This is a genomic window from Bacillus sp. LQ16 (assembly GCF_057784645.1).
Genome location: NZ_CM173491.1, coordinates 4,426,525 through 4,443,338, shown reverse-complemented (window position 1 = coordinate 4,443,338; position 16,814 = coordinate 4,426,525). Strand labels below are relative to the sequence as shown.

General features: G+C 36.0%; 14 protein-coding genes, 1 pseudogene and 2 other annotated features (1 of these 17 running past the window's edge). Of the genes and pseudogenes, 12 read left to right on the top strand and 3 right to left on the bottom strand.

Annotation, left to right across the window (positions count from 1 at the left end; translation table 11 throughout):
* Positions 1 to 235: a binding site (T-box leader), on the top strand (it extends 17 nt beyond the left edge of the window).
* Positions 236 to 287: 52 nt separating this feature from the next.
* Both asnS and AC3EMB_RS22425 read left to right on the top strand, forming a co-directional pair.
* On the top strand, positions 288 to 1,679 hold the full coding sequence (gene asnS / locus AC3EMB_RS22430) for an asparagine--tRNA ligase (protein ID WP_000432189.1): 1,392 nt from the start codon (positions 288 to 290) through the stop codon (positions 1,677 to 1,679).
* Positions 1,680 to 1,771: 92 nt separating this feature from the next.
* Positions 1,772 to 1,906 carry a YuzL family protein gene (locus AC3EMB_RS22425; RefSeq protein ID WP_000039588.1) on the top strand — a complete coding sequence of 45 codons (135 nt, stop codon included), beginning with the start codon at positions 1,772 to 1,774 and terminating at the stop codon, positions 1,904 to 1,906.
* Between the two features lie 41 nt (positions 1,907 to 1,947).
* Here the strand turns inward: AC3EMB_RS22425 and AC3EMB_RS22420 are convergent, their stop codons facing one another.
* The 3 genes and pseudogenes from AC3EMB_RS22420 to rnhC all read right to left on the bottom strand — a co-directional run bounded on the left by AC3EMB_RS22420 (position 1,948) and on the right by rnhC (position 3,514).
* Positions 1,948 to 2,199, bottom strand: a complete 252-nt coding sequence (locus AC3EMB_RS22420; protein WP_353810690.1) for a hypothetical protein — start codon at positions 2,197 to 2,199, stop codon at positions 1,948 to 1,950.
* A 13-nt stretch (positions 2,200 to 2,212) separates the two neighbouring features.
* Positions 2,213 to 2,446 (bottom strand): annotated as a pseudogene (locus AC3EMB_RS22415) (hypothetical protein).
* Between the two features lie 132 nt (positions 2,447 to 2,578).
* A complete protein-coding gene (gene rnhC, locus AC3EMB_RS22410) occupies positions 2,579 to 3,514 on the bottom strand; it encodes a ribonuclease HIII (protein WP_353810689.1) in 936 nt (311 codons plus the stop codon).
* A 124-nt stretch (positions 3,515 to 3,638) separates the two neighbouring features.
* Between rnhC and zapA the strand changes: the two genes are divergently transcribed.
* The 10 genes from zapA (at position 3,639) to isdE (ending at position 16,801) form a co-directional block, all read left to right on the top strand.
* Positions 3,639 to 3,908, top strand: coding sequence for a cell division protein ZapA (gene zapA, locus AC3EMB_RS22405; protein WP_000082701.1), 270 nt, complete (start codon positions 3,639 to 3,641; stop codon positions 3,906 to 3,908).
* A gap of 1 nt (position 3,909) precedes the next feature.
* On the top strand, positions 3,910 to 4,449 hold the full coding sequence (locus AC3EMB_RS22400) for a CvpA family protein (protein ID WP_000565409.1): 540 nt from the start codon (positions 3,910 to 3,912) through the stop codon (positions 4,447 to 4,449).
* Between the two features lie 55 nt (positions 4,450 to 4,504).
* Entirely contained in the window at positions 4,505 to 6,223 is a 1,719-nt protein-coding gene (polX, locus tag AC3EMB_RS22395) for a DNA polymerase/3'-5' exonuclease PolX (RefSeq protein ID WP_071731433.1), read from the top strand.
* A gap of 19 nt (positions 6,224 to 6,242) precedes the next feature.
* On the top strand, positions 6,243 to 8,603 hold the full coding sequence (locus AC3EMB_RS22390) for an endonuclease MutS2 (RefSeq protein WP_000893743.1): 2,361 nt from the start codon (positions 6,243 to 6,245) through the stop codon (positions 8,601 to 8,603).
* 195 nt (positions 8,604 to 8,798) lie between these two features.
* Entirely contained in the window at positions 8,799 to 9,488 is a 690-nt protein-coding gene (locus AC3EMB_RS22385; RefSeq protein WP_000700737.1) for a 23S rRNA pseudouridine(2604) synthase RluF, read from the top strand.
* 108 nt (positions 9,489 to 9,596) lie between these two features.
* Positions 9,597 to 9,852, top strand: a binding site (T-box leader).
* A gap of 115 nt (positions 9,853 to 9,967) precedes the next feature.
* Positions 9,968 to 11,293: a branched-chain amino acid transport system II carrier protein BrnQ6 gene (gene brnQ6, locus AC3EMB_RS22380; protein ID WP_000842650.1), complete on the top strand. Its 1,326-nt coding sequence runs from the start codon at positions 9,968 to 9,970 to the stop codon at positions 11,291 to 11,293.
* 490 nt (positions 11,294 to 11,783) lie between these two features.
* The gene (gene isdC / locus AC3EMB_RS22375; RefSeq protein ID WP_023523143.1) at positions 11,784 to 12,497 is read left to right on the top strand and encodes a heme uptake protein IsdC; all 714 of its coding nucleotides are present in this window, start codon (positions 11,784 to 11,786) and stop codon (positions 12,495 to 12,497) included.
* Between the two features lie 23 nt (positions 12,498 to 12,520).
* Positions 12,521 to 12,979 carry an NEAT domain-containing protein gene (locus tag AC3EMB_RS22370; protein ID WP_000476164.1) on the top strand — a complete coding sequence of 153 codons (459 nt, stop codon included), beginning with the start codon at positions 12,521 to 12,523 and terminating at the stop codon, positions 12,977 to 12,979.
* 24 nt (positions 12,980 to 13,003) lie between these two features.
* Positions 13,004 to 15,850 carry an NEAT domain-containing protein gene (locus AC3EMB_RS22365; RefSeq protein ID WP_488517282.1) on the top strand — a complete coding sequence of 949 codons (2,847 nt, stop codon included), beginning with the start codon at positions 13,004 to 13,006 and terminating at the stop codon, positions 15,848 to 15,850.
* Positions 15,851 to 15,919: 69 nt separating this feature from the next.
* A complete protein-coding gene (gene isdE / locus AC3EMB_RS22360; RefSeq protein WP_071731436.1) occupies positions 15,920 to 16,801 on the top strand; it encodes a heme ABC transporter substrate-binding protein IsdE in 882 nt (293 codons plus the stop codon).
* The last annotated feature ends 13 nt before the right edge of the window (positions 16,802 to 16,814 follow it).

The following is a 16,814-nucleotide window of genomic DNA, read 5'->3' as shown; positions in this document are numbered from 1 at the left end:
GAAAAGTAGTATATACTATAATCCAAAGCGAGTCAGGGGCGGTGAGAGCCTGATGAGGCGGTATATGTGAAGAACACCTTGGAGTTGCTAACCGAAATTGAATCTTGTATTCAAGAGTAGACTTAGACGGGAATCCGGCCTGTTACAAACCGGGAAGTATGTATTACATACGAGTTAAAGTTGGTCTTTATGACAAATTGGGTGGTACCGCGAAGTTTAACCTTTCGTCCCTTTATGGATGAAAGGTTTTTTTGTATTTAAATATATCAGCAAAGGAGAATTTCACTATGGAAAACACATTAGTAAAAAGTCTGTATAGAGATACAGAAAAGTATGCAGGTCAAACAGTACAAGTATCAGGGTGGATTCGTAACTTACGTGATTCAAAAGCATTTGGTTTCATCGAATTAAACGACGGTAGCTTCTTCAAAAGCGTTCAAATCGTTTTCGATACAGAATTAGAGAACTTTAAAGAAATTGCAAAGCTTCCACTTAGCTCTTCAGTGAAAGTAGAAGGTAAAGTAATTGCAACGCCTGGGGCGAAGCAACCATTTGAAATTAAAGCAGAAAAAATTGATATCGAGGGCTTATCAGATTCTGATTACCCACTTCAAAAGAAGCGTCATACGTTTGAATACTTACGTACAATCGCTCACTTACGTCCAAGAACAAATGCATTCTCTGCAACGTTCCGCGTACGTTCTATCGCAGCATTTGCGATTCATCAGTTCTTCCAAGAGCGTGGATTTGTACATGTTCACACACCAATCATCACTGGTAGTGATACAGAAGGTGCTGGCGAAATGTTCCGCGTAACAACACAAGATTTAAACAACGTACCAAAAGGTGAAGACGGACAAGTTGATGAATCAAAAGACTTCTTCGGTAAAGAAACAAACTTAACAGTAAGTGGACAGCTGAACGCTGAAGCGTATGCATTAGCATTCCGTGATGTATATACATTCGGACCTACATTCCGTGCGGAAAACTCAAACACAACTCGCCACGCTGCTGAGTTCTGGATGGTTGAGCCTGAGATTGCATTCGCTGAGTTAGGCGATGTAATGGATCTTACAGAAGATATGCTGAAATATGCAATGAAATATGTATTAGAGCATGCACCAGAAGAAATGGACTTCTTCAACAGTTTCGTTGATAAAACAGTTCTAGAGCGTATGAACAACGTGATTAACTCTGACTTCGGTCGCATCACATATACAGAAGCAATTAAAGTACTTCAAGAATCAGGTGCTGACTTCAAATACCCAGTAGAATGGGGTATTGACTTACAAACAGAGCATGAAAGATACTTATCAGAAGAGATCTTCAAACGCCCTGTATTCGTAACTGACTACCCGAAAGACATTAAAGCGTTCTACATGCGTATGAATGAAGATGGAAAAACAGTAGCTGCTACTGACCTTCTAGTTCCTGGCATCGGCGAATTAATCGGCGGAAGTCAACGTGAAGAAAGAATGGACGTTTTAGTAGACAGAATTAAAGAATTAGGTATGAACGAAGAGGACTACTGGTGGTACTTAGAACTTAGAAAATACGGCGGTACAAAACACGCTGGATTCGGTCTAGGTTTCGAGCGCTTCCTAATGTACATCACTGGTATGGCTAACATCCGTGACGTAATTCCATTCCCAAGAACTCCAGGTTCTTCTGAGTTCTAAAATGTGAAAAAAGCGAGAGGATTTCCTCTCGCTTTTTATTTTGCATAGTTTATTACCCTGTAGCAAAAAGTAACGCGAAGGGGTGAATATAAATGAGTAAAAAAGTAAAAAAAGATCATTCAAGATCGGGCCTAGGTTCTCCAGAAGTAGAAGGACAAGGAACGACGACACATGAAACAGGTTCTCATAAAGTACCTTCATCTAATAAGAAGCAGAAACGAAGCTAATATAACAAAGGAGAGTCTTAAGGGCTCTCCTTTGTTATGTGTTACATCATATTATCGTTAATTTCTTTTGTAATCTTATTTATGTCTTTGTCTAATCGATCGAAATAGAAAAACCACAGTAAACTTATGAACACGTAATAGATGGCCATAACGCTAAGGCTATCAGATATGTTTTCGAATGTGGATTTAGTAGTGAAGAAAGTGCCCCAAACAGTAGAAATAATGAAGTAAGAAAGTGGAACTACGAGGTGTATGAAAACATATAATAATTTTTTAACTTTCACAGCGTCCATATGAATTCCCTCCTTATGTAAACAATCCTTTTCTTCTAATCATGAATTCAAATTCCTCACAGAAGTGTTGTAGCTTGTTGTGCATCGTGTTTCACGATAAATTTTCGAATCCGAAAATTTAATAGGAATGATCTACCATATCTTTCGATTAAATTTTGGAACTCCTGTTGCTCACTTAATAGTTGGATATTCTCCCTAATTTTGAATTGTCTTTCATGGGATTACCTAGTAAGATGTTTAGAATCATTTATAGAAATAGTAATAGGAATTATCTTCTTTAATTTTAATAATATGTATATTTATGTTGTGACATAATTACAAGGACAATAGTAGGGTGAAACAAAAAACAGGAGTTTGTAGGCTCCTGTTTTTGTCGATACTATTTTAATAAGCGAAACGCCTTCTCTGTATTAGCAAAATGCAGTTTCACAAACTCAGGTAATCGTTCTTTACCAAGCTTTTGAATTAATTTAGCAGCGGCGATATCAACTTGTTTACCAGCACCTTTTGGAAGTGGCATACCAGCTTTTTTACTTAGTTCGTCAAACTGTTTTACGAATGAGTAGCGAGCTAAAATAGAAGCAGCGGCTACTGCTAAATGGACGCTTTCACCTTTCGTAGCGAAATAAACATTTTCACGCTGTACCTGTTTTTGTTTTGCTAAATATTTATAGTATGTATCAGGTTGTGTGAATTGATCGATTAAGACGCCTTCAGGTTTTGTAGGTGCCATTTTAGCTAATAAGTTTGTAATAGCTTTATTGTGTAGTAAAGCTTTTAACTTACCTTGATTGTTTCCTTTATCAAATAGCTCGTTATATTTTTCATTATGAAGGACAAGAGAGCTGTAAGGAACAACGTGTAGAAGTTGTTTCGCAATGGCAGTAATTTGATCGTCATTTAAGTTTTTAGAGTCTTTTACACCAAGTTCTTTTAGCAGTGGGATTTGCTCTGCATCCACATATACAGCAACGACTGTCATCGGTCCAAAGAAATCTCCCGTACCAACTTCATCAGACCCTACAATAGACATTGTACCGATGGAAGCGGGCGGCGCATAACGATGGGAATCGACAGATTTTTTTACAGCTGTTTTCGGTGTTTGAGAGACAGTTTGCCAACGAGAAGCTTCTGCTTCAGCGCGGCCTCCTTGGAACATTACTTTTCCAGATTTATACGCTGTAATTGTGCAAGATGGTACCTTTGCCATGAAGATTCCGCCTTGTGGAATTTTTGGGCTAAGCGAATGTTTATATTGTTGTTTCATGTCTTCAATTACTGTAGAATTTGTTTGAATTACGATAGAATTTGACATAATGGTCGCCCCTTTTTTTATATTGTTATTTTTATCATATCGGATTGTTCTTTCTGTTTCCATATTATGAAGGTTCATGGTATGATAAACTTTAGGATTCTGTACGTGATTGGAGGCCGGTGAGTTGTCACAACAAAAGGGAAAGAAAAGTCGAATTAATGTAGAAATCTATGGTCAGCAATATTCAGTTGTTGGCGATGAAAGTACAAGTCATATCCGCATGGTAGCAGCGATTGTGGATGATAAAATGCGCGAACTCAATGCCAAGAATCCTTCGCTTGACACGAGTAGACTAGCGGTATTGACGGCGGTAAACGTCATACACGATTACATAAAATTAAAAGAAGAACATGAGAAATTGAAAGAAAGTATGACAAAAAAAGGAATGGAATAACATGATTGATATTATTATCATTTTACTGCTTGTTATGGGATTTTTCCTCGGCTTACGCAGAGGGTTTATTCTGCAACTTGTAAAGTTAACAAGCTTTATTATCGCATACCTTGTTGCATACTGGTACTGTAAAGATTTAGCGCCAGCACTTGCGAAATTTATTCCGTATCCATTTGATAAAAACGTATCTGTTCCAGAATGGATTGATGCAAATAATATTGAGACAGTATTTTATCAAGCGCTTGCGTTTATCATATTGTTTATTATCACTAAAATTGCACTTTCATTACTTGGTAATTTGTTAAATATGTTTGCAGAAATACCGGTTTTAAAGCAAGTAAATGCGTTTGCGGGGGCAATCCTCGGATTTTTAGAAGTATATATTATTTTGTTTGTCTTAATTATCATTGGAAATATTCTTCCGATTGAACAAGTACAAACACCATTACAAAAATCATCAATTAGCAAAATAATTGTAGACGATACACCGATTCTATCTGAAAAGGTGAAGGAACTATGGCAGACAGGTAGCAGAGTATAACTTCTCTTTTTTCGGAAAGAGAAGTTTTTTTCTATGAAAGAAAGGCGGGGCAATGATGAAAGTAAATAAAAAACAAGTTATCAAATTATTAGAGACAATCGGGCTTTTTATGGAACTAAAGGGTGCGAATCCATTTAAAATATCTGCATTTCGTAAAGCGGCAGCAGCATTAGAAAGTGACGATCGTAGTCTTTCTGAAATTGAAGATTTCACAAAGATTCCAGGGATCGGAAAAGGAACAGCAGCCGTTATTCAAGAATATATAGAATCGGGAACATCTGAAGTATTGCAAGAACTTGAGAAAGAAGTACCTAGTAGCTTATTGCCGTTATTAAAACTACCAGGACTTGGTGGTAAAAAGGTGGCTAAGTTATATAAAGAACTTGGTGTTGTTGATATGGAATCGCTAAAAGCTGTTTGTGAGGAAAATAAAGTACAGGCTTTAGCAGGTTTCGGTAAGAAGACAGAAGAGAAAATATTAGAAGCAATCGATCAAGTAGGCTCTCGTCCAGAGCGTTTACCAATTGCGATGGTATTGCCTATTGCCGGGGAAATAGAGGAGAAATTGTCGAATGTTGCTGAAGTCATTCGTTTCTCTCGCGCTGGTAGCTTACGCCGTGTTCGTGAGACAGTGAAAGATTTAGATTTTATCATTGCAACGACAGAACCAGCAGCGGTACGTGAGCATTTACTACAATTCGATAATATGATTGAAGTAATCGCGAGTGGAGATACGAAAGTTTCTGTCCGTCTTCAATATGAATATGATATTTCAATTGATTTTCGTTTAGTAAAACCAGAAGAGTTTATTACAACTCTTCACCATTTCACAGGATCAAAGGACCATAACGTAAAAATGCGTCAAATCGCAAAAGATAAAGGCGAGAAAATTAGTGAGTACGGTGTAGAGAACTTGGAAACAGGTGAAGTGAAAACATTTGAGACTGAAGAAGACTTCTTCGCTCATTTCGGTCTGCCATTTATTCCGCCAGAAGTGCGTGAAGATGGAAAAGAAATTGAATTAATTAAAGAGTATCCAAACTTAATTCAGTTTTCCGATATACAAGGTGATTTACATATGCATACAACTTGGAGTGACGGTGCTTTTTCTATTGAAGAAATGGTACAAGCGTGCCGTGCTCGTGGATACAAGTTTATGGCGATTACTGATCACTCGCAATACTTGAAAGTAGCGAATGGTTTAACGAAAGAGCGTCTTCGTGAGCAAGCGAAAGAAATTGAACGTATGAATGAAAAGTATCCAGACATTACAATTTTACGCGGAATTGAAATGGACATTTTACCAGATGCCTCGCTTGATTTTGATGATGAAGTATTAGAAGAATTAGACTATGTCATTGGAGCGATTCACTCTAGCTTCTCACAAGACCGTGAAACGATTATGAAACGTCTGCGTACTGCACTTGAGAATAAACATGTCACAATGATTGCCCATCCGACAGGACGTCTTCTCGGGCGCCGTGAGGGTTATGATGTAGATACAGATTTATTAATTAAACTCGCAAAAGAGACAAATACAGTTTTAGAATTAAATGCGAATCCGAACCGTCTAGATTTAAGCGCGAAATTATTAAAACAAGCACAAGATGCTGGTGTAAAAGTAGCGATTAATACGGATGCTCATACACTTGAAATGTTAGAAGATATGGAAACAGGTGTAGCTGCAGCACGTAAAGGTTGGATTCAAAAAGATAACGTGATTAACACATGGGATATTGAACGTTTATTAGACTATATTAAACGTAATAAGTAACACAAGGGGGACCTGCAACATGTTAGAAAGAACGTTGCGTGTATTAGAATACAATAAAGTAAAAGAACAATTACTTGAACATACAGCCTCTTCACTTGGCCGTGATAAAGTGAAGAATTTAGTGCCGAGCACTGATTTTGAAGAAATTGTGGAAATGCAAGATACAACGGATGAAGCAGCGAAAGTCATTCGTTTAAAAGGTAGTGCACCATTAGGTGGCATTACGGATATTCGCTCAAATGTGAAGCGTGCAAAGATTGGAAGTATGTTAAGCCCCAATGAACTACTTGATATTGCGAATACGATGTATGGTAGTCGTAATATGAAACGTTTTATTGAAGATATGGCTGATAACGGTGTCGAGCTTCCGATTTTAGAAACTCATGTCGCTCAAATTGTATCTTTATATGAGTTAGAAAAGAAAATTACAAATTGCATCGGTGATGGCGGTGAAGTAGTCGATAGCGCGAGTGATAAACTGCGTGGTATTCGTACTCAAATTCGTACTGCAGAAAGCCGTATTCGTGAAAAGTTAGAAAATATGACACGTTCTTCAAACGCGCAAAAGATGCTGTCTGACTCGATTGTAACAATTCGTAATGAACGTTACGTAATCCCAGTAAAACAAGAATACCGCGGCGTATATGGCGGTATTGTTCACGACCAATCTGCTTCTGGACAAACATTATTTATTGAACCACAAGTAATTGTAGAATTAAATAATGCACTACAAGAAGCACGTGTGAAAGAAAAACAAGAAATTGAACGCATCTTATTAATGTTAACAGAAGAAGTGGCAGTAGAAGCCGATATCGTTTTATCAAACGTAGAAGTAGTTGCAAATCTTGATTTCATCTTTGCGAAAGCTTTTTATGCGAAGCGAATTAAAGCAACGAAACCAATCGTAAATAACGAGCGTTATATGGATTTAAGACAAGCTCGTCACCCGCTAATCGATCCAGAAATTATTGTGCCAAATAACATTATGCTAGGTAAAGATTTCACAACAATTGTTATTACAGGACCGAATACAGGTGGTAAAACAGTTACGCTGAAAACGGTTGGTATTTGTGTATTAATGGCGCAATCTGGCCTTCACATTCCAGTAATGGATGAGTCAGAGATTTGTGTATTTAAAAATATCTTTGCTGATATTGGTGATGAGCAGTCGATTGAACAAAGCTTAAGTACGTTCTCCTCACATATGGTGAACATTGTAGATATTTTAGAAAAAGCTGATTTTGAAAGCTTAGTTTTATTTGATGAATTAGGTGCTGGAACAGACCCGCAAGAAGGTGCTGCACTAGCCATTTCGATTTTAGATGAAGTATGTAACCGCGGTGCTCGCGTTGTTGCTACGACGCATTACCCAGAATTAAAAGCGTACGGATATAACCGTGAGCAAGTTATTAATGCGAGTGTTGAGTTCGATGTGAACACATTAAGCCCAACGTATAAATTATTAATCGGTGTACCAGGTCGCAGTAACGCCTTTGAAATTTCGAAGCGCCTTGGATTATCTGATCGCGTTATTGACCAAGCACGTAACCACATTAGTACAGATACAAACAAAATTGAGAATATGATTGCGAAGTTAGAAGAAAGTCAAAAGAATGCAGAGCGTGACTGGAACGAAGCAGAGGCACTTCGCAAACAATCTGAGAAACTTCATCGTGAGTTGCAACGTCAAATTATTGAGTTTAACGATGAGCGTGATGAAAAACTATTAAAAGCGCAAAAAGAAGGGGAAGAAAAAGTCGAAGCTGCGAAGAAAGAAGCAGAAGGGATTATTCAAGAACTTCGTCAATTGCGTAAAGCACAGCTTGTAAATGTGAAAGACCATGAGCTTATTGAAGCGAAGAGCCGTCTAGAAGGAACAGCGCCAGAGCTTGTGAAGAAACAAAAAGTAAACGTGAAAAACACTGCGCCGAAACAACAGTTACGCGCAGGTGATGAAGTAAAAGTATTAACGTTCGGTCAAAAGGGTCAATTACTTGAAAAAGTAAGTGATACAGAGTGGAGCGTACAAATCGGTATTCTGAAGATGAAAGTAAAAGAATCTAACATGGAATACATTAACACACCGAAGCAAACAGAGAAAAAAGCAGTCGCAAGTGTGAAGGGTAGAGATTACCACGTTTCATTGGAACTTGATCTTCGCGGTGAACGTTATGAAGATGCAATGATGCGCGTTGAAAAATATTTAGACGATGCCCAGCTTGCAAGTTATCCTCGTGTATCAATCATTCACGGTAAAGGAACAGGAGCGCTTCGCCAAGGTGTACAAGATTACTTGAAGAAGCATCGCGGCGTGAAGAATTACCGTTACGGTGACATGGGCGAGGGAGGCCTAGGCGTAACAGTTGTCGAATTAAAATAGCAAACAACGAAACAAAGGGGAAACCATTATATGTTTATGGACAAACTTGCAAAAGTATTGTTAGCTTGTTGTGGAATATTTTTGGTGATTGGGGTTATTTATTTAGTTGTTTTTGCGAAGTGAAAAAGCGTCAATCGTGGCATAATGATATTGCCATAGATTGACGTTTTTATTATATATGAAAAGGAATAAAACATGAAAATCAACCAATACATAAGCGAAGCAAAATCATGCTCAAGACGTGAAACAGACCGCCTTATTAAAGCTGGACGCGTGGCTATTAATGGCGAAATATGTACGCACGGTGCACTTGTGAGCGATGGTGATGTTGTAACGATTGATGGACAGGTTATTGCGAAAGAAGAGAAAGAAAAGGTGTATATCGCATTCCATAAACCAGTCGGAATTACTTGTACAGCAGCTGATCATATTGAAGATAATATTATTGATTATATCAATTACCCAGAGCGAATCTTTCCAGTTGGGCGATTAGATAAAGCATCAGAAGGACTTATTTTATTAACGAATGATGGCGCGATTGCCAATCAAATTTTACACGGTGATCACGAACACGAGAAAGAATATGTTGTCACAGTCGATAAACCTTTTACGGACTGGTTTATTGATGAGATGTCCAGCGGTGTAAAGATTAAAGATGGTATGACGAAGCCGTGCAAAGTGACGAGAGTCGATCAATCAACATTTCGTATCGTTTTAACGCAAGGAATGAACAGGCAAATTCGTAGAATGAGTCGTGCTTTCGGATTTACTGTAATAAAGCTAAAGCGAGTGCGCATTATGAATATAGAGCTAAATGAGCTTGGAGTAGGAAAATGGCGGAACATTGCAACTGAGGAATTAGAGATATTAAAAGGGCAGTTATAGGGAGGAAAAATTTTCTCCCTATATTTTTTTGTCAGAAAAAATAAAACTATTGATTTTTTAAAAAATAGCCCATATAATAAAAAACAACAAGTTTCGACAAGATATTTTATAAAAGTAATGATGAGGACATGAGTTGTATTTTACGATTCTCAGAGAGGGGAGCCTTAGGCTGTGAGCTTCCTAATACGAAAAGACAAGCTTACCACCTCTAAACTTCAAGAGTGAACTGCATACATGATGCATTGTAATTCTTGACGGATAAAACCGTTATCAATTTACACGAGCTATAAAATGAGCTTATTTTGCTATAAATTCATTTTATTAGAATAAGGGTGGAACCACGATTTCAACACTCGTCCCTTTGTTAGGGACGGGTGTTTTTTGCGTTCTTTTACGGGGAAGTATGCTTGAAAGAGGATATGTGACGGATTTAAAATCAGAATATTTTGTCAATTAATTATTTTAGGAGGTTAGTAGAAATGAAATCATCTTTAAAGTTTTCAGAGATGTTTGCAATAAGTTTAATGTTATTTGCACTGTTTTTTGGTGCAGGCAATATGATTTTTCCACCAGCGTTAGGGCAAGGTGCTGGAACGGACGTATGGATCGCGCTGTTTGGTTTTATCGTAACAGGGGTTGGACTACCTTTATTAGGAGTAATTGTTATAGCTTTAAAGGGAGATATTAATGAGCTAGCAGGACGTGTACATCCTATATTCGCACTTGTTTTTATCACTGCAATTTATTTATGTTTAGGCGTATTCGTAAGTGTGCCGCGTACAGGAACAGTAGCTTATGAGATGAGTGTTGCACCGTTTTTACCAAGTGAGATAGCTGGTCAGTCATATCCACTTGTTATCTTTACACTTATTTTCTTTGCAGTCACTTTCTATTTAGCTTTAAATCCTTCGAAATTAGTGGGGCGTATTGGTAAAGTACTAACTCCAATATTATTAGCAGTTATTGCAATTATCGTAGGTAAAGCACTTATTACACCAATTGGAGAATTTGGTGCACCGACAGAAGCGTATAGTGCTCCTCTCTTCAAAGGATTTATTGATGGATATTTAACTTTAGATGGACTTGCAGCACTTGTTTTCGGAAATGTTGTAATTCATGCGTTAAAAGAAAAAGGCATTACAAATAAAAATAGTATTGCAAAAGTAACAATCTTTGCAGGATTTATTGCAGCACTTGGTTTACTACTTGTATATTTAGCGCTTGCGTATCTTGGAGCTTCTAGTGTATCGCTTGGAATGGGCGCAAACGGAGGAATTATTTTAACAAATGTCGTGAATCATTTATTTGGTAGCTACGGAACTTTATTACTAGGGATCGCAATTACAGCAGCATGTTTAACAACTTCTGTAGGTATTGTTGCAGCTTGTGGTGATTACTTCTCTTCCTTATTACCAAAGCTTTCTTATCAAAAAGTCGTTTTCATTTTCTGTGTATTAGCATTTATGGTAGCAAACCTTGGGTTAACTCAGTTAAATGCATTAGCATTACCAATCTTAATCGCCATTTATCCAATTGGAATCGTACTTATCGTATTATCACTTGTTGAAAACTACGTTCGTCTTCCATTAGCGATGTATGTGGGCGGGATTGTAGGAGCATTTGCAATAAGTTTCTTTGATGGGTTACACAATGCAAACCTTCAAATTGCAGCGCTAGCACCTATTTTAGATAAGATTCCATTATATAGTGTAGGAATTGGTTGGTTAGTTCCAGGCATAATCGGTATAGGATTTGGTTATATAGTTTCTAAGTTTCAAAAGCAGGAAATTGCTGTAGAAAAATAGGGAAAAGAGGCTTTCTATAATAGAAAGTCTCTTTTTTTGTAGAAAAAGCCACATATAGAGAAATTCAGATATTAAAAATTTTATACGTAATATAGTTGACAAAAAAATTATGAGTAGGCTAAGATTGACTTAGTTGTGGAAATATTGGAAGGGAAGTGAGGGAAAAGGGTTTTCTATAACTAAAGTGTTGTTAGGGGGAAGAGGTGAAAGAAGAGGAGAAGAGATAGTTTATTTTTTTTGATTTATATTGAGAATGATAATCAATAAATAAGTTTTGAAATTTTTTCTCAGTTTCTATGCCTTCATATAAGGAATAGGGTGAGATATTATTTTTAACATTCAATGAGAATGATAATCAATAATACTTATATTACATAAAAGAATGCTAATTAAATAATAGGTAGAAGAGATTATTTTTTTCTTGTAAATTGAGAATAATTATCATTTTCAAAAAGTGAAGTGAAAGATAACAAAGGAGGAAACAAGAAAAATGAAAAAGGTTTCTGTATTACCCGCTTTTATTATAACGTTCGTATGTATGCTAGCTTTTCTTGTAATGCCATACGGGAATGCTTCAGCAAAACTAGCTGATGGTACTTACGATATTAATTACGTAATTCAAAAAGCGGAAAATGATTCAGCTTCAATGGCAAATGACTATTTTGAAAAGCCAGCAAAATTAATAGTGAAAAACGGTGAGATGAGAGTACAAGTTCCGATGAATCATAGTGCTTGGATTACAGAATTTAAAGCACCAGAGAACGGGAATTTTGTTGATGCGAAAGTTGTTAGTAAAGATGAATCGGCAGATAAAAGAACAGTAGAGTTTAAAGTAGATGATTTATCCAAACCAGCAGCTGTAAAAATTCATGTTGTTGTACCAAATGCAAACTATGACCACCACTACACAATTCGTTTTGCTTTTGATGCAAATGTAAAAGCTGTAGGTGGCGATAACGGCGTAGCTGCTACAACAAAAAATAATGATCAAGCGAAAACAGATACACAAGTAAAAGAAGAGAAAACAAAAGTAGAGAGTAAGGAAACAGCTAAAGAAGCGAACAAAGAAACAAAAAATGAAAATGGAAAAGCTGAAAAAACAGATAACCCAAAAACAGGCGATGAAGCACGTATTGGATTGTTTGCAGCGTTAATTCTTATTTCAGGTGCTTTCTTAATTCGTAAAGTGAAATTGAGTAAATAAATCTTTTGAAGGGTGATGAATATATGTTTAAACAATTTAAAATGATTATTGCCGTATTTGCTGTTTTATTTACATTTATCGCAACACTAGGTTTACAAGATGCAAAGGCTGCTACAAAACTAGCTGATGGAAAATATAATATTGCTTTTACTGTATGGAAAGGCGATAAAGACGAATCGTCTAGAATGAATAGTTATTTTGAAAGCCCAGCAACATTAACAGTTAAAAATGGAAAACAATATGTTTCATTTAAAGTGAAAGATAGTGCTTCTATTAAAAGTTTCCAAGTAGAAAAAGATGGTCAATTTGTAGAAACAACCGTGTTAAGTGAAAACAAAAAAGATAATACTAGAGTTGTAGAATTTGAAGTTGCTGACTTGTCAAAAAAACTAAATGGCAAGGTGAAAATTAATATTCCAATTATTAATTATAATGCTTCGTATGATATTCGCTTTGTATTTGATGGGAACAGTATTAAATAATTTTCAAAAGGGAGAGTCGTTCCATTGAACAGGTATACAAAAATTATTGTTGCTATGTTTTTAATGATATTTACATTCGTATCAACATTACAACCACTTGCAGTTCAAGCAGCTACCAAGTTGGCTGACGGTGAATATTCAATTGGCTTCAAAGTTTTAAAAGATACATCAGATGAAGAATCGATGATGAATCAATATTCAGTAAGCCCGGGAACTTTAAAAGTGAAGGATGGGAAAAAGAAAGTATCCTTTACATTAACGAATAGTTCATGGATTACGAAGTTTGAAACAGAAAAAGCAGGTAAGCTAGTTGCGACAAATGTAATTAGTGAAGATAAAGAAAAAGACACAAGAGTAGTAGAATTTGATGTAGAAGATGTAGAGAAGGTATTAAATGCAAAAGTAAAAGTAGATATTGATTTTTTAAATTATCATCATGAGTACGACGTTCGTATTGCATTTGATCAAAATAGCATTACACCAATTCATGTAGAAAAACCAAATGAAAAAGAGGACCCAGCTAATAAGCCAAATCCAAATGAAACTACCGATCCAGGTCAGAAGCCCGACCAAAAGCCTGACCCAGATCAACAACCAAATTCTAACACAATTACAGATGGTGCGTACAGCATTCCATTTAAAGTATTAAAAAATCAAACAGATGAAGAATCTAAGATGAATACTTACATGGTAAATCCAGGAGTATTAAAAGTAGAAAACGGTAAGAAAAAAGCAATTGTAACACTAAAAAGTAGCTCATTAATTAAAAATTTCCAAACGGAAAAAGATGGCGCATTTGTTGATGCAAAAGTAGTGAGTGAGGATAAGGAAAAAGATACAAGAGTAGTAGAGTTTGAAGTAAACGATTTATCTAAAAAACTAAATACAAAAGTATTTATCGAAATGGCATCAAGAAATTATAAGCAAACGCATGATGTACAACTTTTATTTGAACAAGATAAACTTGAACAAATTAAAAATGAAGAGAAACAACCAGAAGTAGAAAAACCGGAAGCAGAAAAACCAGAAGTAGAAAAACCAGAAGTAGAAAAACCAGAAGCAGAAAAACCAGAAGTAGAAAAACCAGAAGTAGAAAAACCGGAAGTAGAAAAACCAGAAGCAGAAAAACCAGAAGTAGAAAAACCGGAAGCAGAAAAACCAGATGAAAATAAAAAACCAGATGCTGAAACAATTAAAGATGGTGAATACAGCATCAATTTTAAAGCATTAAAAGATCAAACAGACGAAATTTCAATGATGAACACATATACAAAAAGTCCAGGTGTGCTAAAAGTAAAAGATGGTAAGAAGTATGTATCATTTACGTTAACGAACAGTTCTTGGATTACAAAATTTGAATTTGAGAAAAATGGTTCGTTTGTTGATGCGAAAGTAATAAGTGAAGATAAAAAAGCTGATACACGCGTAGTGGAAGTAGAAGTACCAGATTTATCGAAAAAGTTAAATGCAAAAGTAAAAGTAGATATCGATTCAATGAATTATCACCATTTTTACGATATTCAATTTGCATTTGATAAAGGTAGCATTAAGCCGTTAGACAACCAAGGTGGAAATAACAACCAAGGTGGAAACGACAACCAAGGCGGAAACGACAACCAAGGTGGAAATAACAACCAAGGTGGAAACGACAACCAAGGAGGAAACGACAACCAAGGCGGAAATAACAACCAAGGTGGAAACAACAACCAAGATAATAACACAACAATTGATCCAAAAGCTCTTAAAGATGGTGAATACAGCATTGGCTTTAAAGTGTTAAAAGATCAAACAGATGAAATCTCAATGATGAACACATACACAAAAAGCCCAGGTGTATTAAAAGTAAAAGATGGTAAGAAATACGTATCGTTTACATTAACAAATAGTACATGGATTACGAAATTTGAATTTGAGAAGAATGGTTCTTTCGTTAATGCAAAAGTGTTAAGTGAAAATAAAGAACAAAATACAAGAGTAGTAGAAGTAGAAGTAAACGATTTGTCTAAAAAATTAAATGCAAAAGTAAAAGTAGATATTGATTCAATGAATTATCACCATTTCTACGATGTTCAATTTGTATTTGATCAAGACAGTATTAAAGCTTTAGGGAACCAAGGAGGAAACGACAACCAAGGCGAGAATGACAACCAAGGAGGAAACGACAACCAAGGCGGGAATGACAACCAAGGTGGAAACAACAACCAAGGTGGAAATAATAACCCGAAAGTAATAGTTGATCCGACAAATTTAGTAGATGGCCAATATGATATTACATTTAAAGTATTAAAAGATAAAACAGATGAGATTTCAAAGATGAATGACTATGTTGTAAATCCAGCGAAATTAATCGTAAAAGATGGTAAAAAATACATTGAGATGACGCTGAAAAATAGTGCGTGGATTACGAAATTCCAAACGGAAAACAAGGAACTATTCGCTGATGCGAAAGTAGTAAGCGAAGATAAAAATGCAAATACGCGAGTAGTACAGTTTGAAGTAGAAGATCTATTTAAAAAATTAAACGCAAAAGTAAAGGTAGACATCGATGAGATGAACTACCATCATTTCTACGATGTACAAATTCAATTTGATACAAATAATATCGGCGCGTTAGGAACTATTAAAGAGGAACCGAAAAATGAACCGAAAAATCCAGTGACTACACCGAAAGTAGATAATGTAAAAACAGTAGGTACTCCTGATTTTAACCGAAATGCAGATGGTCAGAAGAAAAAAGAAGATACAAAAAATGATTCGAAAAAAGAGAAAAACTCAAAAACTGCAGATACAGCACAACTTGGTTTATACATGGTGTTACTGCTAGGTTCACTTGCTTTACTAGTTCGTAAATATAGAGCAGGTAGATTGTAATTTTTGGAGTCTTGATGCATGTTCGCGTGCATCAAGACTTGTTTCATATTGTATGGAAGGGAGTGGTGATTGAGAGTGAAGAAAATCGTAAGTGTACTAATGGCTATCATTTTGTTAATGAGTATAGCCGGGTGCTCATCACCAAAAAAAGAAACAGCAAAGCAGGTAAAGAGTGAGAGTAAGGAGCGCGTTGTTGCAACAACAGTGGCTGTTACTGAAATTATGGATGCGTTAGAAGTAGATTTAGTCGGCGTTCCAACAAGTTCTAAAACTTTACCGAAGCGATATAAAGGTTTACCTGAAGTTGGGAATCCAATGAGTCCAGATATGGAAAAGGTAAAGTCATTAAAGCCTTCAGAAGTGTTATCTGTGACAACACTTGAATATGAATTAAAGCCAGTTATTGATGGTGTGGGTATGAAAGCAAACTTTTTAGATTTAACGAGTTTAAAAAATATGCAAAGTTCTATTAGCGATTTAGGTAAGAAATATGGACGTGAAAAGCAGGCTGAAGCAGTAGTAACTAAGTTAGATAAAAAGGTTGCTAGCATTCAAAAGGAAGTAAAAGGAAAGAAAGAACCGACAGTGCTTATATTATTAGGTGTGCCGGGCAGTTATTTAGTAGCAACAGAGCATTCTTATATTGGAGATTTAGTGAAACAACTAGGTGGTAAAAATATTGTGCAAGGTGAACAAGTAGAATATTTAGCTTCTAATACAGAGTATTTAAAGAAAGCTGATCCAGATATTATTTTACGAGCAGCTCATGGTATGCCTGATGAAGTTGTAAAAATGTTTGATAAAGAATTTAAAACAAATGACATTTGGAAACACTTTGCTGCGGTTAAAAATAACCGTGTATACGATTTAGAAGAGCGTTTATTTGGAACGACAGGCAATTTAGCAGCAATTGAAGCGTTAGATGAATTGAAAAAAATGATGTATCCGTGATGCATTTTAATAT